This window comes from Erwinia sp. Leaf53, from assembly GCF_001422605.1.
Lineage (GTDB): Bacteria > Pseudomonadota > Gammaproteobacteria > Enterobacterales > Enterobacteriaceae > Erwinia.
Map to the genome: position 1 here is coordinate 180,923 of NZ_LMLK01000024.1, position 18,689 is coordinate 199,611.

Here is an 18,689-nt window from a genome sequence, read left to right on the forward strand (position 1 = left end):
GGGTCAGGGGTCGGTCAGACGGCCGGGGCGAACAGCCGTGAGGTAAAGCAGTCGGCCAGCGCCTCTTGCGGAACGCTTAACAGGCTGTCGATAAAGTCCGGCTGCTGCAGCTGACCAAACAAGCTGCGCAGCAGGGTCAGCTGTTGCTCCGGATGGGTCACCACCAGCGCGATAATCAGTTCGGCGTCCACGGTGCCGTCATCATCCGCCTGCAGAAAAGCCACCGGCGCGGCGGGCCGGATCAGGTAGATGGCCGGTTCAATAGCGTGGCTGGCGTCGCAGTGCGGGATCGCCACCGCGTGGCCGTCCAGCGCAATGCCGGTCGGGTAGCTGGCTTCACGTTCCCGCAGCGCGTCGGGGTAGCTGGCGCGGCAGATGCCCTCGCCGACCATCTTCTCGCCGATATGCTGCAGAACCTCAGCGGCCGTGGTGAACGCCAGCCCGGAGGCGACGATCAAACGCGTGTTATGCATGGCTTAATTCCTGGTTATGGGTGGCTTCAGGCGTACATCCGAAGGCGTAATCGCGCAGGACGTCCTGGATTTTATCGATAATAAGCGCACGGGCGTCGGCGTTCAGCGATCCGGCAAGCACGCGGTCAAACTGCTTTGGTAAATACTGGCTGAGTAAGCCGAGTGGGATCGCGGTAGCGCCAAGGTTGGCCATCAGCGCGTCAAACGCGGCGCTGATGCGCGGGTTAGGCCAGTAGTAGCGGATGCGGTCCGACAGGCTGAAGTGGATATCCACCAGCGACTGAGAGAAGGCCGGGCGGTAGTACTTCTTCCAGTAGCCCGGCTCGTCCAGCATCACCTGGTCAATCACCGCCAGCATCCGGCTCTGTTTTTCCGGCGCGATCAGCGCTTGCTCAATTTCAGCCAGCGCAAAGATCGCCTCGCGCAGGGCGAAGGTCAGCGCCGGGCCAACTTTGAGAATGGCAAAGTGGTCTTTGACCAGCGCGCGGTAGGCGCTACGGGTCTGATAATCGGTGGAGTGCGCTTCATACACCACCGGCGTGGTGGTAATAAAGGTGCTCAGCTCGCGGGCCCCGGCAGGCTGATAGTGCACCACGCTGCTGTGGTCGAACTCGACGCCCGGCTGCACCACCAGGCCAATAATACGTTCAATCGCTGCCTCAAGCCTCGCCGCGCGGAATGCCTGGTAGTGCAGCTCCAGGGTGTGGGCGGCGTCTTCAGGGCGGGTGACGTGCACCTCATGGATCGCCGAGGCTTCCCCACCCGGCACCGGCACTTCAGTGCCGATAACATAGGTCAGCGCCGCCCGCTGTTCGGCGCTGGCGCTCTGTTCCGCCACCCGGCACAGCTCGGCGGCGCGCTGTGCCACCACTTCCGGCGGCAGCGGCAGCGGATCGCCGGCGCAGGACATCGAAGCATCAAGGTGAATTTTGCTAAAGCCGGCACGGACGTAGTCGGCGATCAGCACCCGCGATTTCTCCATCGCCGCCTCGGCGCTTTCGTCCTGCCAGCAGTTAGGCCCGAGGTGATCGCCGCCGAGGATCAGCCGCTGAGGCGGGAAACCGACGCGCTGTGCAATCGCCAGCACGTAATCACGAAAGTCGGCGGGCCGCATGCCGGTGTAGCCGCCGTACTGGTTTACCTGGTTTGAGGTGGCCTCGATCAGCACCTGACGATCGCCGTGCAGATCCAGCCGCAGCGCGGCTTCAATCACCAACGGGTGGGCGGAACAGACCGAACAGATACCACAGTCGAGACCCGATTTATGTTGTGCGATTAGGTGTTTCATAACGTCCTCCGAAAGATTTCATAAACAATCGTCAATTTTCGAAAGCGACACAATCCCTTTCCTTTCGTTATGTGATCATGATCTATATACTTACGTTACCTTTCTTATTCTTTCTTTTTATGTCGTTTTTGACTTTCATCCGCAGAGTAACCCGTAGCTAAACGGCGTTAATCGTAATTAGCCCGCTCGCCGCCCGCTGCTGCGCCCGCCTCGCCGACACTCTGCGTAACGCTTCACATTTCACTCATTTCCGTTTTACTTCCTTATCCTTTCGTTTTAGGATGCCCTGACTTTGCACAGGAGCCCGCATGAACTCATTTGAGCGCAGAAACAAGATCGTCGACATGGTTAACAGCAGCGGCAGCCAGCTGGTCAACGACATTTCGGCCAGCCTCGGCGTGACCGAGGTGACCGTTCGTGCCGACCTGCGTTTACTGGAGGAGCGCGGACTGTTAACCCGCTTTCACGGCGGTGCAGCGCGTATCGACAGCGTCAGCGCGCAGGACGAGCCGTCGGCCGATGCCGAAGTCAGCCTCAACGACCGCTATCAGCTGGCCGCCGATCCGAAACGACGCATTGCCCAGGCCGCCGCAAAGCTGGTAAAGGAGGGTGATACGCTGATCCTCGACAGCGGCAGCACCACCAAGCTGCTGGCGGAAGCGCTGGTGACAATGAAGAACATTACCGTGATCACCAACAGCCTGCCGGCGGCGGCAATCCTGATCGACAACACCGATATCACCCTGGTGGTATGCGGCGGAACGGTGCGGCACAAGACCGCCTCGCTGCACGGCAACATCGCCGAAGCCGCGCTGCGCGACGTCTCGGCCAACCTGATGTTTGTCGGTGCAGACGGCCTCGACTGTGATAACGGCATCACCACCTTTAACGAAGGCTACGCGATCAGTGCGGTAATGGCTGCGGCGGCACAGCAGGTAGTGGTGGTGACCGACTCCAGCAAATTCGGGCGTAAAGGGTTTAACCTGGTGCTGGCAATGGAGAAAATCGACCAGGTGATCACCGACCAGCAGGCGCCGGAAGAGACGGTCGCCGCCCTGAGGGCGAAAGGAAAAACGGTGATCCTGGCCTGATAACACCGCAAGGCGGCAGCACCATGGAGCAGGACGGCGTGCGCGGGCGGGTGGCGATTTAGCATCGGATTAATGAATACCGCTCACAGGCCCATGTCGATTGTCCCCGATTATCGGCCGGGCGGTTTCCATTACACTGCACGGCTCTCCCCTCTACAGACCCGAAACTATGACCCTGCCCACGGCCATTGGCCCGAATTCTACCCACGCCCGCCACGGGCTGAGCTTTATCGTGATCCTCAGCGCGCTGATGGCCTTCACCTCGCTGTCGACCGACATCTATCTGCCGGCCATGCCGCTGATGGCGCAGGAGCTGCAGGGCGATGCCGAACTGACCATCAGCGGATTTCTGGCCGGATTCTGCCTCGCCCAGCTGGTGTGGGGACCGATCAGCGACCGGCTCGGCCGTCGGCTGCCGCTGCTGATCGGCATGCTGCTGTTTGTGGCCGGCTCGGCCGGCTGCGCGTTATCGACGGATATGGCGCAGCTGGTGTTCTGGCGGGTGTTTCAGGCGTTCGGTGCCTGCACCGGGCCGATGCTGGCGCGGGCGATGATCCGCGATCTGTTCAGCCGCAGCGAGGCGGCGCGGATGTTCTCCACCCTGGTGCTGGTAATGGCGATCGCGCCGATTGCCGGGCCGCTGCTCGGCGGCCAGCTGATCCTTTTCACCTCATGGCACAGCATTTTCTGGCTGCTGGCGGCGATCGGCATCCTGATGCTGCTGGCGCTGCGCTGGCTGCCGGAGACCCTGCCAGCAGAAAAACGGCAGCACGCCTCGTTAGCCACGGCTTTTCGCAACTATATGACGCTGCTGAGCCAGCCGCAGTTTATGCGCTTTACGCTCTGCGTTGCCAGCTACTACGTGGCGGCGTACGCCTTTATTGCCGGCTCACCCCAGGTGTATATCCGCTGGTTTGGCGTCGAGCCGCAACATTACGGCTGGCTGTTTGCGCTGAATATCGTCGGTCTGATGGGCGTCAGCCTGATCAACCGCCGGCTGGTGCAGCGCCACGCGCTGGAGAAACTCCTGCTGTGCGCCACGCTGTTGGCCGCGCTGGCTGCGCTGGGGCTGGCCGCCGGCGCAGGCCTGCGGTTTGGTGGGCTGCTGCTGGTGGTGCTGACGGTGCTGGTGTTCTTCGCCATGAACGGCATTATCGCCGCCAGTGCTACCGCCGCCGCGCTGGACGCCGCGCCGCAGATGGCCGGTTCCGCCTCCGCGTTGATGGGTTCACTACAGTACGGCAGCGGCATTATCTCGTCGCTGCTGCTGGCCCTGTTTAGCGACGGTACGCCGTGGACCATGGCGTGGATTATTGCGCTTTTTACCAGCGCCAGCGCGCTGTTGGCGTTCGGCGCGTGGCGGAATAAACGTTAAGCGGCTCCCGGTCGCCATCCAGCCGCTTCGGGCCCCAGAATAAATTAAGAAAGTTCTTAAATGAAGCTGGTACACCCTGTGACAACTGCGTAACATATTGACATTAAGTCATTATATTCCGCGGCCGAACGCAACTGAGGGCCGATTATCCGGCAGGAGCCACTGATGGCGATTTTTCACCCTGACTTTGCCAATATTGCCCGTCTGACCGTCGCCCCCACCGAGGGTGAATATGCGTTACTGCGGTTGCTGGCCGATAAGCTGGATAACCGGTTTGAGGTATTTTTCAACGCCTGGCTCGACGGTGACCGGCCCGATATTATCGTGCTCAGGCAGGGCTACGGCGCACTGATTTTCGAAGTCAAAGACTGGAATCTGCTGCATTACCGCATCACGCCTGAGAACCACTGGATCGTTAATGGCCCACGCGGTGAAGCAAAGATCCGCTCACCTCATCAGCAGGTTTTCCGCTACAAAAGCAATCTGTTCGATCTGCATCTGCCGATACTGGGGCTGAAAGAGGCGCTTAATCGCGCCTTTTACCGCCTGATTGACACCGCCGTCTATTTCCATCCGGCAGGCAATACGCCACCGGCCGCCCTGTATGATTCGGCGCTGGCAGAGATCAAACGTCGCCGTGACGAGAACAATCAACAGTTCAGACAACGGGCGATCGAACATGCGGTGTATGAGCGCACCGCCAACGGCCTGAAGCTCCGTGAAATAAAGCTGGTACGGGATCGTTCAATCAGCGTAACGCCGGAGAACCTGGCGAAGAAAATAGCCCAGTTACAACAAAGCAGACCCGATCCGTTATTTACCGACGACATTTATCATGAGTTCAAACGCCGGCTGGCTCCCCCGGAAAGCGTGCTGAATCAGGGGATCGCGGTTAAATTTGATAAAAAGCAGCTGCGGCTGACCCTCAGCGAGACCGGCCTGAGTAAAATTAAGGGCATCGCAGGCAGCGGTAAAACCACCATGCTGGCGCAGCGGGCGGTTCATGCCTTCGCGCGGCATCAGAGCGCGGTGCTGATCCTGACCTTTAACCTGACCTTAAAACCCTTTATTCACGACAAGGTTAGCGCCCTGCGCGGCACCCTCAGCTGGGACTGTTTTGAAATCAGTAACTATCACCAGTTCTTTAACGCCGCCCTGAATGAGCTCAATATTTCGGTTGAGACGTTTCTTCAGCTAAAGCGGGATCAGGGTCTTAATCCGCGTGATGCCCTGGATGCGCTCTATAAACACGCTGCGTTTTTTGCTGACGGCGAGACGCGGCGTTATCACACTATTCTGATCGATGAAATTCAGGATTACGAACCGGAATGGGTACAGATTATCCGTCAGCACTTCCTGGCCGACGACGGAGAAATGGTGCTGTACGGCGATCGTTCGCAGAATATATATATGCGCGATGATAAGAAGCGTGAACTGGCGATTACCCAGGGCTTCGGGCGCTGGGAAACGCTGACCCGCTCTTATCGCTCCCGGCTCGACACGCCGCTGGTCCATCTGTTTAAGCGTTTTCAGGAAGCATTTCTGATCGGTAAATACAGCGATGCAGAGATTTTTGAGTCGGAGCCGCTGCAAAGCAGCATGAATTTCGATCTGCTGGAGTACCACACCCGCCTGACGGAAGAGAACGCAGAAGCGATGGCGCTCGGCATGCAAAAGCTGATGCGTGAACAGCACCTGCATCCCAATGACGTGGTGATTATCTGCTCCTCGATTGACCTGCTGAGCCGGCTCAACAGCGCGATCGCTGCCGATGAGAAAACCATGGTGATGTTTGAAACGGAACAGGAAATTGAGGCGCTGAAAAAGCTCTATCCGGCAGAAGCGTCATTCCGGGAAGCCCGCGATAAGCTCAGGCGCAGAAAGAAAAATTTCTTTATGCAAAACTCCGGGCTGGTGAAACTCTCTACGCCGCACAGTTATAAGGGCATGGAGTGTAAAACCGCCTTTGTTGTGCTGACCAAAGACGACGATGCCGAACTGGTCTATACCGCGATTACCCGGGCCAAAAGCAACCTGATCGTCTTCGGCCATCCGGAGGGGCGTTACCACGCGTTTTTTGAACAGACGCTTACGCCGTAAGCCCGCACTCCTGCCCGACCGGGACGCTAAAAAATCAACTTAGCGCACCAGAGGCCGGTTGCCAGGGCGATACGTTGGTTCATCGCTTCAACGCCTTCTGAATTGTTCCCGCCAGCCTGACTGGCGGGTCATTAACCTTAAAAAATGATTTTGGCGATCGACAATCCGAGACCCAGTGCGACAAAGATTACGCTACACAGCCAGCGGGTTTGTGACGCTATTTTCGCTTGCATGTCATACATGGAGATATGAATTTTATCATTCAGCCCGGACATCGACTGATGCATCTCTGCCCGCAGCCCCTCCACATCGTGTCGCGTGGCATAGTTGGATTTGATCACCGCCACGTCGACCACCAGTGTGGCAACCTGCTCTTCAAGTTTGCTGATTCTTTGATGCATACCTCCACCTCCTCCTGGTGGCTGGCCGCCGGCTGCGGCGGCCAGCCTGGGATACGGCAGCACAGACAGATTTTCTGACATCCCTGCTCCCCTCTTTTAGTCAATTTCCGATGGTGAAGCCCGCCAGCTACGGGCCTGAAATCCCAGCCTATCACCCTTTTCCAGTCGGTCAACTTTCAACCACACTTATCGATAAATTCCTATACGCTCCGGTAAAATTCAGGCAGAAAGCAGTGACGAAACATTTCTGATGAAATTATTTGCATTACTCGCGCATGAGTTGTTATGTTATTACATATCTTTTAATGCCATTGCGTTGTGCTGCCGTGACCCCGATACCTTCTGCCATTCCCCCTTTACTGCGCGTCGATAACCTTAGCCTGACTCTCGATCGGCAGAGGCTGGTCGAGGGCGTCAGTTTTCAGCTGCATCAGGGGGAGCGGGTGTGTCTGATTGGCCGCTCCGGTTCGGGTAAATCCCTTACCGCCAGGGCGATTACCGGCACCTTACCCGGCGGAATTCAGGCCGCGGGCAGCATCGAGGTTGCCGGAAAAGCGGTACTGCCGCTGCATGCCATGCAGCGCTGCGCGCAGACCCGGGTGGCGGCGGTATTTCAGGACTCGCTGACCTCGCTCAACCCGCTAATGAACATCGGCAGGCAGCTGTCGCTGATTCTGCACACCCGATGCCGGTCGGCGCTGATGCAGAGCCTGCAGCAGAGCGAACTCGATGATATTCCCGGCCTGCTCGATCGTTACCCGGCCGAACTCTCCGGCGGCCAGCGCCAGCGCGTCTGCCTGGCGCTGGCGCTGCTGAGCCGCGCGCCGCTGCTGGTGGCCGATGAGCCGACCACCGCGCTGGACGTGATGACCCAGCAACGGGTTATCGGCCTGCTGCAGCGGCGACAACCGCTGACGCTGCTGTTTATCACCCACGATATCGCGCTGGCCGCGCAACTCTGCCAGCGCGGCATGGTGATGGATGGCGGGCAGATCGTCGAACGCGGCAGCATGGCGCAGCTGCTTAACGCGCCGCAGCAGCCGTTTACCCGCCAGCTGGTCAGCGCCGCACGGCGTATGAGCCAGGCGTTGCCGCAGGCAGATCGGGGAGCAATGGCCGGATGAACGCCCATCTGCACAGCATACCCTGCCCCCTGCTGCAGCTGGATGCAGTGAGCTACTCGCCGCCGCACGGCGGGCTGTTCGGCTTCGAACGCCGCCACGCACCGCCGCTGTTTAGCGAGCTGTCGCTGCAGCTGCACGCCGGCGAGCGCACCGGCCTGGTCGGCGCATCCGGCTGCGGCAAAAGCACCCTGCTCCGCCTGCTGCTCGGGCTGACCGCGCCGCAACGCGGGCAGATCCGCTGCGACGGCCAGCCGCTCAATATCGCCCGTGGGTCGTCGCTACGTGAGTATCGCCGCCGGGTGCAGTACGTGCCGCAGGATCCGCTGGCCTCTCTGGCACCGGGGCAGACGGTGGCCCGGCTGCTGGCCGAACCGGTACGCCGCCTCACTGCCACGGTGGCAACACCGGCACAGCTCAGCGCCGCGCTGCAGCAGGTTGAGCTGAGCCCGCGCCTGCTGGACAAAACGGCGGCGGAGCTCTCCGGCGGCCAGGCGCAGCGGGTGGCGCTGGCACGCGCGCTGATGGTGGAACCGGACTACCTGCTGGCCGATGAACCGGTCAGCGGGCTGGATCTGGCGCTGCGCGAAAATATTAAGGCGCTGCTGCTGCAGGTCTGCGAGCAGCGGCAGATGGGCCTGCTGATGGTCACCCATGATATCTCGATGGTGTTCGGCCTCTGCCAGCGGCTGCTGGTGATGGAATTGGGGCAGATCCACGAAGACCTCGCCACCGGCGACGTGCTGCATGCGCCGCACGCCCGGCGCGCCCGGGCGCTGCTGGCGGCGGTGCCGGCGATCGGCTGACGCCGGACAACTTTCTTACCACGCTTTTTTATTATCTCAGGGATAACACCATGCTACCGCTGCAAACCTTCAAACACGCGCTGCTGCCCGCGCTTGGCCTGCTGGCCGCCAGCCTGCTGCTGAGCGGCTGCTTTAACGCCGACGACACGGCCACGCCACAGGCACAGAGCACGCGCATTAAGCTGGCGATGCTGCAGCCGCCGCGTTCCGGCCTGACGCCGCTCAGCGACGACGCCTTTAAGCTGTCGCGCTGGAGCACCGCCGAAACGCTGCTGGTGCTGGACAAGGCTGGCGATCTGCAGCCTGCGCTGGCCACCGGCTGGCAGCCGCTGGACGCGACCTCATGGCGCTTCAGCCTGCGGCCGGGCGTCAGCTTCCACGACGGCACGCCGCTGACCGCAGAGGCGGTAGTCAACGCGCTGCGCGTGGCCGCTGCCGCCGCGCCAAAGCCACGCATCCTCGACGGGGTAACGCTGAACGTGCGTGCCGACGGCGACAGCGCGGTGATCGTCTCCAGCGCGCAGCCCGATCCGCTGCTGCCGCAGCGCCTGACCAGCCCGCAGCTGGCGATTCTGTCGCCGAATGCCTATGGCGCTAACGGCGTGGTTAACCCGATCAACGCCGGCACCGGAGCCTTTGTGCTCAGGTCGCTGAACGGCACCAGCAGCGCGGTGCTCGACCGTTTCGACGGCTACTGGGGTGAGAAAGCGCAGGCCAGCGGCATCGACGTCAGCTTTGTGCCGGACGGCAGCGCCCGTGCCGCTGCGCTGCGCACAGGATCCGCCGATATCGTTGAGGCAATCCCGGTGTCGCAGGCCCCGCTGCTGAAGGCAGAATGGGTGCATGAGGTGCCGATGCCGCGCACCAATACCCTGTATCTCAACAGCCGCCACGGCGTAACCCAGGACCCGGCGATCCGCGCCGCGATCCGCGAGGCGGTTAACCGCCAGCAGCTGGTGGATAACGTCTATGAAAAACGTGCGGATATAGCCGCCGGCCTGCTGGGCCCGGCGCTGCCGTGGGCGGCCGGCCTGCGTCAGCCGGTGGCAAACCCGCAATCTGCCGTAAAGCCGCAGGGGCAGACGATTACGCTGGCGACCTTTAGCGACCGCGCCGAGCTGCCGGAAGTGGCGGTATATCTGGCGCAGCAGCTGACCGCCGCCGGCTTCACCGTAAATCAGGTGGTGCGCGAATATTCGCAGATTGAGTCCGACGCGCTGGCCGGTAAGTTTGACGCCTTTATCCTGTCGCGCGCCACGGTGCTCGACTCCGGCGATCCGGTGGCCTACATGTACAGCGATTTTGCCTGCGCAGGTTCCTTTAACATCGCCCAGCTCTGCCAGCCGGCGATTGACCAGGCGCTGCAGCGGGCCGCGGCGATCCCGGCGGGTGCCGAACGCCGTCAGGCGATTATGCAGGCCGAAAACCTGATCCTGCGCAGCGACGCGGCGATCCCGCTGCTGCATGAGCGGGTGATCCAGGGGGAAAGCGCGGCGGTGAGTGGTGCGATCCGCGATCCGCGTGAACGCACGCTGATCGGCACACAGACCCGCGTCAGCCCTGCTGCACCGGCGCAGTAACCGACTGAAGCAGAAGCATGATGAGCGAATCCCTTTACTGCCGCCTGTGTCACGGCATCAGCCGGCGGCGGCTGCCGCGCGCCGCTGCCCTGCTGCCGCTGCTGTCACGCGCGGTCACTCTGTGTGGCGTGCTGCTGCTGACCGCCGTTCTGCCGTGGCTCTCCGGCTCTGACCCGGCGCTGGCGCTGCTGCGCGCCCGCTCCGGCGACCAGGAAGCCACCGCCGAAACGCTGCACGCCATCCGCCAGTCGCTGGGGCTGGAGCAGGGGCCGCTGGCGCTGATGCAGCGCTGGCTGACCGGGCTGCTGCACGGCGATCCGGGCGTGTCGTGGATTTCCGGCCGCCCGATCCTCGGCGGCATGCTGCAGGCGACCGGCGTGTCGCTGACGCTGATGGCGCTGGCGCTGCTGTGTGCGCTGACGGTGGCATTACTGCTCAGCGCACCGGTGCTGCGCGCCGGTTTGCAGGGCCGCATCGTCCGCAGCAGCGGCGTACTGGCGGTGCTGTTTACCGCGCTGCCGGAGTTTCTGCTGGCCTCGTTGCTGCTGATCGTCGGCGCGGTGTGGCTGGGCCTGTTTCCGCCCTACGGCTGGAACGGCCTGCGCTATGCGGTGCTTCCCGCGCTGGCGCTGGGCTTGCCCGCCGGGGGCTATCTCGGGCGGATCTTCTCTGATGCACTGACCTCCGCCTTCAGTGAGGCCTGGGTACTGGCGTGGCGGGTGGCAGGCGTCAGCCGGGCGGCCATCGCGCTGGCGGTAATGAAACGGGCGCTGCCGGGCATCCTGCCGCTGGCGGCGCTGGTGGTGGTGTCGCTGACCGGTGGGGCTATCGCGGTGGAAAAGGTGTTTGCCATTCCCGGCCTGGGGCGGGCAACGCTGGGCGCGGCGATGGCGCAGGACCTGCCCACCCTGCAGTTTGGCATTCTGCTGCTGCTCAGCCTTGCCGCCGCCGCCAGCCTGACTGCGGGTGTCTTACGGCGACTGCTGGTCGGCCGCGCGCTGAGCGGCCACGGCATGCCCGCGCCGCGAGAGGAGCAGGTGCGCCGGTCATCCTCGGCCGCCTGGCTGCCGCTGCTGTGCCTGGCCCTGCTGGCGCTTCTGCTGCTGGCCGGGCTGCCGCGCGACCCGCTGAGCTCACAGTTTTTGCGCCTGCAACCGCCCGCGCTCTCCCTGCCGTTTGGCGCGGATGCGATGGGGCGCGACCTGCTGGCACGGGTGGCGCACGGTACGCTCTCAACCTGCCTGCTGGCGGTTGCCGTCTCCTTTATCTGCCTGCTGTTCGGACTGCTGGCCGGCAGTTTTCCGCGCCTGTTCAGCGGCCCGATTGAGGTAGCCAATGCCCTGCCGCCGGTGATTGCCGGCATGCTGGTGGTCGCCACCCTCGGGCCGGGTGCAGAAGGCGCGATGATTGCGGTAGCCGCGGTCAGCTGGGCACCGCTGGCCGCCCACGCTGCGGCACTGATCGAAGAGATCAATGCCCGGCCTTATATGCGTATGCTGCCGGTGATTGGCGTTGGCAGGCGGAGGGCGACCCTGTGCTATGTGTTACCGGCACTGGCCGGCCCGCTGCTGCGCCACACCATGCTGCGGGTGCCGGGCATAGCGCTGGCGCTGGCGTCGCTGGGTTTTCTCGGTTTGGGCGCAGCGCCGCCTGCCCCCGAGTGGGGACGTATTCTGGCGGAGGGAATGCCCTATATGGAGCGGGCATGGTGGGGGCTGCTGGCCCCGGCGGTGGCGCTGGCGCTGCTGGCGGTACTGGCAGTGAGCAGCGCCAGCCTGGCGACAGGAAGCGCGCGGCGACAATAGTCGGGAGGGTCGTGCCGGACGTCCTGGCGCCGGGCACAAAGGGTGCTGCCTCTCTGCCCGGCACCCGGTCATTTCTGCAGTTGCATCGCTCACACGCTTACCCTTCACTACCTGCAATAACACACCGGCTTCTGAAGCGGCCGCATAAAAGCGTGATCCCGTTCGGCAGTACGTCAAAAAACCTGCGCCAGATCAATTCTGCAGGCAGCTGCAAGCATCAGCCTGATAACAGCACAAGATGCATGGCGATTGTGTGTACTCGTGTGTATTATCAGTTTGTCCTCAGGAGGAGTGATGAAGTCGAGCGATTTAATCAGGGAACTGGCGCTGGCCGGCTGCGAGATCAAACGTAATACCGGCGGCAGTCATCAGATCTGGTGGTCCCCGCTCAGCGGGAAAACCTTTCCGGTGCCGCATCCGAAGAAGGATTTACCGATCGGCACGGTCAGATCGATTAAGAAACTGGCGGGAATATAGCCCCGCGCAAGGAGGTCAGAATGTTGTTTTCCATCGGTGTGGAAACACCTGAAAATAGCGACAGCGCCTGGGGGATTATCGTCCCGGCGCTTTCCGCGTATGACTACGGCTGCGTCTCCGCGGCGGACACCCACGAGGAGATCGCCGCGATGGCGCGTGAGGCGATCCTGCTGATCGTGGAAGAGATGCTGCTGAGCGGGAATTATTCCGTCGAACAGATCGAGGATGGCGGCGTAGTGCGCTACGCGCAGGACGAAGAGTATGCTGACTACGACCGCTGGTTTGTGATTGAGGTGGATCTGTCGGCCTTTAGCGGTAAACCGCAGCGCATTAATATCAGCCTGCCCGACACTCTGCTGGGGCGCATTGACCGCCGGGTCAGCGACCAGCCCGGTGTCTACCGTGACCGCAGCCACTTTCTGGCGACAGCGGCGCGGCGCGAACTGCTGGAGCAGTAAAACGTTGAGATCGCCCCCTGGGGCGAACCCTGCACACGTTAAAGATAACGTTCACTCAGTGGCTGTATCACTGCGTCTGGCCGATCGTTGCCGCATAGCGCCGGGCGGATATCCATTGATACGCTTAAAAGCCCTGCTAAACGCTGCCTGTGAGGCATAGCCGAGGCGCAGAGCGACGGTATCAATGGAGATCTTATCGTGAATAATCCAATGGCCTGCGAGGCGCATTCGTACCTCTCTTGCATAGCGCAGGGGAGATGTGCCAATGACTGACTTAAAGCGTTCAGCAAAAACTGAACGTGACACATGCGACTGGGCGGCAAGCTCAGCAACAGACCATTCCCGGCCCGTGTCGCGATGAATGGCCAGAATAGCCCGGGCAAGTCGTGGATCACGTAACGCAGCGATAAGGCCAGCGGCGTTCTCACTGCCATTTTCGATCCATCCACGCACGATCATTGCAGCCGCCACTTCTGCAAGGCGTGCAAGAATGCCCGCGAAGCCCACGCGTCCGGAACAGATTTCAAATTTCATCGCGCCCAGAATAGGAATCAGACCCGGATAGCGCTGTTCATTTGCCTCAACCACGATGGCCTGCGGCATCAGTTTACCAAGACCCTGCATGCCACCGAGATCGAACGCCATACAGCCATAAAACAGCACCGTGCTGGGTGTCGGATGCGAACTCGGACAAGTATTGATTCCGCTGACGGCCTCGCCTAAAGGAGCAGAGCCTAACGTGTCGATAGGCTGAAATGAACGGCTGACATCCGACAGAAGCTGATGATCCTCACCCTGTGGAATGAATACCATGCTTCCGGCGTTTAGCTCGTGCAACGTACCGTCGTGTGTGCGAAGCAGAGCAGTACCCACCGCGATGTAATGAAAATAGGCGTGTCCCGGTTTGTTGCTAAAGCCGACGCCAAACTCAGGGCCCGTCTGTAAACGGCGATACTGAACACCACGCAGGCGCATTTCCAGAAGCAGTTCACCGATCAGCTCAGATGACAGGGCAAAATGTTTATTCTCATGCATATTCGGGTTTTCGGGTAAAAAATCAGGATGTGGCATCATAGATCGTCCAGTTGTTCAACTCCAGAATAGGAGCTGTTATTTTTCCCCAGGAAGAGTGTGTTATGAGAATTGAAGCAACTGAAGATCTATCCGCTGGTTTGCAGAGTATTGAACCCAAAGAATCCGCATGGATGGCCGTCATTTCACTGACGATGGGCGTGTTTGGCTTGCTGACCGCAGAATATCTTCCTGCCAGCCTGTTGACCCCCATGGCTGCCGATCTCGGCGTGACCGAAGCGCTGGCTGGTCAGGCCGTGACGGTAACGGCTGTGGTGGCCTTATTTGCTGGTCTGACCGTTCCCCGCCTGACGCATAATTACGATCGCCGAAATGTTTTGCTTGGTTTTACCGTGCTGATGATTGCCTCCAACCTGCTTGTCGCACTTTCATCCAGTCTGGCCGTTCTGTTAGTCATGCGCATTTTGCTGGGCATAGCGCTGGGAGGATTCTGGAGCATGGCGGCAGCCGTCGCTATGCGGCTGGTGCCTGCGAAACGTGTTCCGCGTGCTCTCTCCATTATTTTCAGCGGTATTGCCGTCGGTACCGTAGTTTCGATCCCGCTGGGGAGCTATTTAGGGGGGCTCTATGGCTGGCGTAGCGCTTTTGTCGCTGCAACCGCAGTAGGCGTGCTTACGCTGCTCTTTCAGCTATTTACCCTGCCTGGTATGGCTCCGCGTAAAATGATGATAACGGCATCGGTTATGGATTTACTCCGCCGCCCCGGCATTGCAATGGGCATGACGGGATGCGTGATTGCCCATACCGGTCAGTATGCGCTGTTTACCTACATTCGTCCGGCTATTGAAAATATTGCCCAACCTGATGTGGATCGTTTGTCTTTAATACTGCTTGGATTCGGCGTCGCTAATTTTATCGGTACGCTGCTGGCCGGGTGGCTGATGGAGAGAAGCCTCCGTCTTACCCTGATACTGATGCCAGCGCTGGTCGGTTTAGCGGCACTGAGCATGATTTTGCTGCCACTGGGGGAAACAGGGTTGATGTTGTTCGTCGCGTTGTGGGGGATGGCATTTGGTGGCGTACCCGTTGCGTGGTCAAACTGGGTAGCGCGTTCCGTTCCCGACCAGGCTGAAACCGCTGGCGGCATGGTCGTCGCAGCAGTTCAGTCCTCAATTGCTGCTGGCGCCGCGTTGGGTGGCTTACTGTTTGGTTTCAGTGGCGTAACAGGTGTTTTCATCACCGCGGGTTGCATCATGTTTGCTGCCACGCTGGTTATCGGATTAAAGGTGCGGGTCGCGCTGACCTGAAAAAGCACCGCGGGATATCTTAATCCATTCCCGAGCCATTTGTTGTCGACTTTTCGCTCAAAACTAACCCCTGCTCTCGTTTTACCTGAGTCAGGGGTTGCTACCACCGGCTCGTCCTTAAAGCACCTGGAGTGTGAACGTTGCTGTCATTCGAACCGCCCTTTTTGGCGAGCTTGCGACAGGCTGATTAGTCTGATTATATTCGTGTTGAGATTAACGTCCGTGTCTCGCTCAAACCTGTAACAAGCTCACTGAAATTCCGGCGGATTTTCCTTTCCGGATAGATGTTCAGGGGGTGTATTAAGCATAAACACCACCGTACCGCGATACCACGGCGACGCCCTTAGCCGCTGCTCGTCCTGCTCCCGCCATTTTCCGTGCTGCACCAGCCCCAGCCGGAAGGGGATACGCAGCTGCGCCAGCGCTGGCAGATAGGCAGCATAGTTGCTGACCGTGCTACGGCCCTGGTAACTCTGCACCACCAGCTCGTCCACCGGCAGGCGGTTGAGCGTGGCAACGCGCCCCGTCTGCGCCCAGTCGAGCAGCCCGGTGACGCCGAGAGCAAACTGCGCCGGCAGCTGTGCGCGCAGCCGTTGCAGAAAGGCGGCGTAATCTTCAAGACGATGCGTGGCGGCATCAAAATCCACCTGTAACCCAGCCACCTGATTACCCGCCGCCTGCCAGCGCTGCAGCAGGCGCACCAGCCGCGCCATCATTGCCGGCGGCACGTCGAGGGTGTCAAAACGCACCGTCAGCCAGATCTGCGGAAAGGTCAGGCGGCTGACCGGCAGCCCGAGCGGCTGAAAGCGCACGCCCCCCGCCCCGCTGACCACTTCCCCCTGGTGCAGGTAAACCGTCCGCGCGTTGCGCAGCGCGGGTGTCGTTTTCACCCCTGACCACAGCCAGAACGCCGGATGACCGGCAGCGTTAACCCGCTCTGCCCCGTTTACCGATACCGTTGCCGTGGTCGGTCGCGGTATCGGTGCCCCGGCTGCTGTCGTTAACACCGAAGCCGCACAGAAGGCCAGCCACAGCCCGCTTACCAGTAATATTTTAATTTTTCCGCCCACGGCGATCGCCCGTATTCCGCTTTCAGCTGGTTAAACCAGCCTTTGCGCACGCGCTTATCCACCTCTGCACCGCCGCAGTCGTTATAGCCGGAGGGGGCATAGCACATCACCGCGCGATACAGGGCGTAGCTTTTGTCCTCGGCCTCCGCCTTCGGATCGGCGACGATCTGCTGATAGTAGCGCTGGCGGTCCGGCTGCCCCGGCGGGTCTTTGCGCTGGGTGGCGCTGTTCAGCACATCATTGCCGGGCTGGTCGCTCCACAGATCCACCTTCGCGCCGGTGGTGCGGAAGAACTCGCCCAGGCAGTTGAGCGCGTGGCCGTCCGTTGGTTTCTGGCTGAGGGCAGTGGCAATCTGCGCCAGCGGCTGACAGTAGTAGCCGCTCTCAGCCCCTGTGCCCGGCCAGTCAAAGACGCTGAGATTCACATCGGCAAAGTCTTCGCCGCTAACCGGCGGCGTGATGCCCGCCACGGCCTTTTTATCCTGCAGCCAGTCAGCGTAGTGCCCTTCGGTCAGGTCACGGGTCAGCAGCGTGTGCAGGGCAATCGTGCGCTCTTCGGCATTCGGCCCGTGCTCCGCCTGCTGGCGCAGCGTCGCCAGGGAAGCGCGGGTTTTCAGAACCTGTGAGCGGAAGCGCAGGTTGGTCACCCGGCTGTCGGCGGCAAACACCGCATCCGCCTGGTTGCTGAACACCAGCGTCGCCGCCAGCTGCGCCTGCAGATACTGCTGCTGCTCAACCTCTTTGCTCAGCGACAGCAGCGTCAGCCAGTGCTGACGGGCGGCGGGCCACTGCTGCTGCTGCATCAGCGCCTTGCCGTACAGCACCTGCTCGCTGAAGGCGAGGATATCGCTGGCGGGCAGCGTTTTAGCCGGAGTGATTGCAGCGGTCACGGCAGCGTAATCTTCCTGTGCAAACCACAGTTCGTGCTGCAGCCAGTGCCACCAGGCCCCTTTTCCTGCCTGCTCAAACAGCGGCTTCTGGCTTTCCAGCGCCTGCTGCGTCAGCACCGGTTTGCCGTCACTGCCCGGGCGAATGGCACGCAGGGATTCAATAAAGGTGACCAGCGGCGCGTCGGGAATGGCGGTAACCCGCGGCTTTTCCAGATACTGGCTGCCGAGTTTGTTGTCATATTCGAGGATCAGCTGCGTCAGCGCCGGGCCTTGCTGTGCAGCAGTCAGCACCGCTTCATAGCGCTGTGCCAGCGGCTGCGGCTCATGCTGATACCAGTAAATGCGGCGCAGCAGGTTGTTGACCGCCGTCGCGTACTGCCCGGCGGGCCATTTTTGCAGATAGCCCTGTGCGCGGGCTAAGGCGTCGGAGACCGCAGCCTGATCGATTTTGTCGGGGTCGAAATCCCCGTACTCGCCGCTGCTGTTGGCGCTGCTCTGGTTCAGCGCGGTACGGATTTGCATATAACCGGCGGTTTCCGCCAGCCACGGCTGCTCCCCGGCGGCCAGCGTCGCGAAATCCGCCGCCGCCGCCGTGTAGTCACCGAGGTAGAACTGCACCGCCGCCGCAAGGTAGTCAGCAAACTGCCGCGCGGCAGAGTTCGCCGGAAAACTCTGCGCCAGGCTGGCCAGTTCAGCACCGGTTTCCGCCTCCACGCCCTGCGCGATACCCAGCCGCGCCAGCGCCAGCTGATGCCGCTGTTCGGTGGTCAGCGTCGGTTCCGCCAGCAGCGCGGCATAAAACGCCGAGACGCTGTAGAGATTATTAGAGACCTGCCGGTCGGCCCGCTCATCCTGCTGCCCGGCTACCGCAGTAAAGGGTTCCGGGTCAAGTTGCAGCTGTGCAATCTGTGGTGCCAGCGCGGGCACCGCCGCCAGCGGATCGCCGGACTTACCGTCGCCTGCCGTCACGGCCGGCGGCAGGTCCCACTGCGGGTGCCAGTCAAAATAGTAGTCGCGGGAACGGGTCAGATCGGCCGGTGGCTGCTGCACCGGTAAGGCGATCGGCTTACCTTCACTGAGCAGGCGCAGCAGGTTATCGCGGGAGTCATTGCCGCTGCTCAGATAGGGGGTGCCCTGCAGCAGGCAGCCCGGCTCACCCCACGGGCAGCTTTCAATATCTGACGAGGCCGCCGCCGGCAGGCTGGCGACGATAAGGCCGGCCAGCAGCCCGATACGGGATCGGTTATTTCGCATTGTTCTCTTCCATGTCGCGGGAACGGAGTGCCGGGAGTATAACCGCAGGTGAGTGCAGTCGCATCCACTGGCGTATGCACTCACTTTGCGCCGTGCCTTCAGCCAGGGATTCACTCTGCTGACGCATTACGCCCTGCCTTCCGCCCCCCCTTCCCTCAGAC

The 18,689-nt window shown here is 61.3% G+C and carries 16 protein-coding genes; 10 read left to right on the forward strand and 6 right to left on the reverse strand.

The genetic code is table 11. The features are described 5' to 3' along the window. Positions 1-14 precede the first annotated feature (14 nt). Together gatA and gatZ are read right to left on the reverse strand one after the other, a co-directional pair. On the reverse strand, positions 15-473 hold the full coding sequence (gatA, locus tag ASF13_RS19280) for a PTS galactitol transporter subunit IIA (protein ID WP_056240228.1): 459 nt from the start codon (positions 471-473) through the stop codon (positions 15-17). Then, complete coding sequence (gatZ, locus tag ASF13_RS19285; RefSeq protein WP_056240231.1) at positions 466-1,761, reverse strand: tagatose-bisphosphate aldolase subunit GatZ; 1,296 nt, start codon at positions 1,759-1,761, stop codon at positions 466-468. The genes gatA and gatZ overlap by 8 nt, the downstream gene beginning before the upstream one ends. A gap of 308 nt (positions 1,762-2,069) precedes the next feature. Between gatZ and ASF13_RS19290 the strand changes: the two genes are divergently transcribed. The 3 genes from ASF13_RS19290 (at position 2,070) to ASF13_RS19300 (ending at position 6,327) form a co-directional block, all read left to right on the forward strand. Then, positions 2,070-2,852, forward strand: coding sequence for a DeoR/GlpR family DNA-binding transcription regulator (locus tag ASF13_RS19290; protein ID WP_056240232.1), 783 nt, complete (start codon positions 2,070-2,072; stop codon positions 2,850-2,852). A gap of 169 nt (positions 2,853-3,021) precedes the next feature. Beyond that, a complete protein-coding gene (locus tag ASF13_RS19295) occupies positions 3,022-4,227 on the forward strand; it encodes a multidrug effflux MFS transporter (RefSeq protein ID WP_056240233.1) in 1,206 nt (401 codons plus the stop codon). A gap of 165 nt (positions 4,228-4,392) precedes the next feature. Further along, the gene (locus ASF13_RS19300; protein WP_056240235.1) at positions 4,393-6,327 is read left to right on the forward strand and encodes a nuclease-related domain-containing DEAD/DEAH box helicase; all 1,935 of its coding nucleotides are present in this window, start codon (positions 4,393-4,395) and stop codon (positions 6,325-6,327) included. A 137-nt stretch (positions 6,328-6,464) separates the two neighbouring features. Here the strand turns inward: ASF13_RS19300 and ASF13_RS19305 are convergent, their stop codons facing one another. Further along, complete coding sequence (locus tag ASF13_RS19305) at positions 6,465-6,809, reverse strand: hypothetical protein (RefSeq protein WP_233209041.1); 345 nt, start codon at positions 6,807-6,809, stop codon at positions 6,465-6,467. 245 nt (positions 6,810-7,054) lie between these two features. Between ASF13_RS19305 and ASF13_RS19310 the strand changes: the two genes are divergently transcribed. The 6 genes from ASF13_RS19310 (at position 7,055) to ASF13_RS19335 (ending at position 12,975) form a co-directional block, all read left to right on the forward strand. Further along, on the forward strand, positions 7,055-7,852 hold the full coding sequence (locus ASF13_RS19310; RefSeq protein WP_235515055.1) for an ABC transporter ATP-binding protein: 798 nt from the start codon (positions 7,055-7,057) through the stop codon (positions 7,850-7,852). Continuing rightward, positions 7,849-8,655, forward strand: coding sequence for an ATP-binding cassette domain-containing protein (locus ASF13_RS19315; RefSeq protein WP_056240243.1), 807 nt, complete (start codon positions 7,849-7,851; stop codon positions 8,653-8,655). Before ASF13_RS19310 ends, ASF13_RS19315 begins: the two co-directional genes overlap by 4 nt. Positions 8,656-8,705: 50 nt before the next feature. Beyond that, the gene (locus ASF13_RS19320; RefSeq protein WP_056240246.1) at positions 8,706-10,235 is read left to right on the forward strand and encodes an ABC transporter substrate-binding protein; all 1,530 of its coding nucleotides are present in this window, start codon (positions 8,706-8,708) and stop codon (positions 10,233-10,235) included. 20 nt (positions 10,236-10,255) lie between these two features. Further along, a complete protein-coding gene (locus ASF13_RS19325; protein WP_056240248.1) occupies positions 10,256-12,040 on the forward strand; it encodes an ABC transporter permease subunit in 1,785 nt (594 codons plus the stop codon). A gap of 294 nt (positions 12,041-12,334) precedes the next feature. After that, positions 12,335-12,517: a type II toxin-antitoxin system HicA family toxin gene (locus tag ASF13_RS19330; RefSeq protein WP_056240251.1), complete on the forward strand. Its 183-nt coding sequence runs from the start codon at positions 12,335-12,337 to the stop codon at positions 12,515-12,517. A 20-nt stretch (positions 12,518-12,537) separates the two neighbouring features. After that, complete coding sequence (locus ASF13_RS19335; protein WP_056240255.1) at positions 12,538-12,975, forward strand: type II toxin-antitoxin system HicB family antitoxin; 438 nt, start codon at positions 12,538-12,540, stop codon at positions 12,973-12,975. Between the two features lie 51 nt (positions 12,976-13,026). Here the strand turns inward: ASF13_RS19335 and ASF13_RS19340 are convergent, their stop codons facing one another. Beyond that, entirely contained in the window at positions 13,027-14,049 is a 1,023-nt protein-coding gene (locus tag ASF13_RS19340; RefSeq protein ID WP_056240257.1) for an AraC family transcriptional regulator, read from the reverse strand. Positions 14,050-14,111: 62 nt separating this feature from the next. On the opposite strand from ASF13_RS19340, the gene ASF13_RS19345 reads away from it, so the two are divergent. Continuing rightward, positions 14,112-15,314 carry an MFS transporter gene (locus tag ASF13_RS19345; protein WP_056240260.1) on the forward strand — a complete coding sequence of 401 codons (1,203 nt, stop codon included), beginning with the start codon at positions 14,112-14,114 and terminating at the stop codon, positions 15,312-15,314. A 248-nt stretch (positions 15,315-15,562) separates the two neighbouring features. On the opposite strand, the gene ASF13_RS19350 is transcribed toward ASF13_RS19345, so the two are convergent. Both ASF13_RS19350 and ASF13_RS19355 read right to left on the reverse strand, forming a co-directional pair. Then, complete coding sequence (locus ASF13_RS19350) at positions 15,563-16,384, reverse strand: DUF3142 domain-containing protein (protein ID WP_369814402.1); 822 nt, start codon at positions 16,382-16,384, stop codon at positions 15,563-15,565. Then, the gene (locus tag ASF13_RS19355; protein WP_056240263.1) at positions 16,354-18,528 is read right to left on the reverse strand and encodes a hypothetical protein; all 2,175 of its coding nucleotides are present in this window, start codon (positions 18,526-18,528) and stop codon (positions 16,354-16,356) included. Before ASF13_RS19355 ends, ASF13_RS19350 begins: the two co-directional genes overlap by 31 nt. Positions 18,529-18,689: the final 161 nt, after the last annotated feature.

What these genes read in the sequence shown, in the direction of transcription:
- ASF13_RS19340 (WP_056240257.1), bottom strand. Translation starts at nt 14,049, where the DNA reads ATGATGCCACATCCTGATTTTTTACCCGAAAACCCGAATATGCATGAG.
- ASF13_RS19290 (WP_056240232.1), top strand. Translation starts at nt 2,070, where the DNA reads ATGAACTCATTTGAGCGCAGAAACAAGATCGTCGACATGGTTAACAGC.
- ASF13_RS19320 (WP_056240246.1), top strand. Translation starts at nt 8,706, where the DNA reads ATGCTACCGCTGCAAACCTTCAAACACGCGCTGCTGCCCGCGCTTGGC.
- ASF13_RS19330 (WP_056240251.1), top strand. Translation starts at nt 12,335, where the DNA reads ATGAAGTCGAGCGATTTAATCAGGGAACTGGCGCTGGCCGGCTGCGAG.
- ASF13_RS19355 (WP_056240263.1), bottom strand. Translation starts at nt 18,528, where the DNA reads ATGCGAAATAACCGATCCCGTATCGGGCTGCTGGCCGGCCTTATCGTC.
- ASF13_RS19305 (WP_233209041.1), bottom strand. Translation starts at nt 6,809, where the DNA reads ATGTCAGAAAATCTGTCTGTGCTGCCGTATCCCAGGCTGGCCGCCGCA.
- gatA (WP_056240228.1), bottom strand. Translation starts at nt 473, where the DNA reads ATGCATAACACGCGTTTGATCGTCGCCTCCGGGCTGGCGTTCACCACG.
- ASF13_RS19325 (WP_056240248.1), top strand. Translation starts at nt 10,256, where the DNA reads ATGAGCGAATCCCTTTACTGCCGCCTGTGTCACGGCATCAGCCGGCGG.
- ASF13_RS19315 (WP_056240243.1), top strand. Translation starts at nt 7,849, where the DNA reads ATGAACGCCCATCTGCACAGCATACCCTGCCCCCTGCTGCAGCTGGAT.
- ASF13_RS19335 (WP_056240255.1), top strand. Translation starts at nt 12,538, where the DNA reads ATGTTGTTTTCCATCGGTGTGGAAACACCTGAAAATAGCGACAGCGCC.
- gatZ (WP_056240231.1), bottom strand. Translation starts at nt 1,761, where the DNA reads ATGAAACACCTAATCGCACAACATAAATCGGGTCTCGACTGTGGTATC.
- ASF13_RS19300 (WP_056240235.1), top strand. Translation starts at nt 4,393, where the DNA reads ATGGCGATTTTTCACCCTGACTTTGCCAATATTGCCCGTCTGACCGTC.
- ASF13_RS19345 (WP_056240260.1), top strand. Translation starts at nt 14,112, where the DNA reads ATGAGAATTGAAGCAACTGAAGATCTATCCGCTGGTTTGCAGAGTATT.
- ASF13_RS19295 (WP_056240233.1), top strand. Translation starts at nt 3,022, where the DNA reads ATGACCCTGCCCACGGCCATTGGCCCGAATTCTACCCACGCCCGCCAC.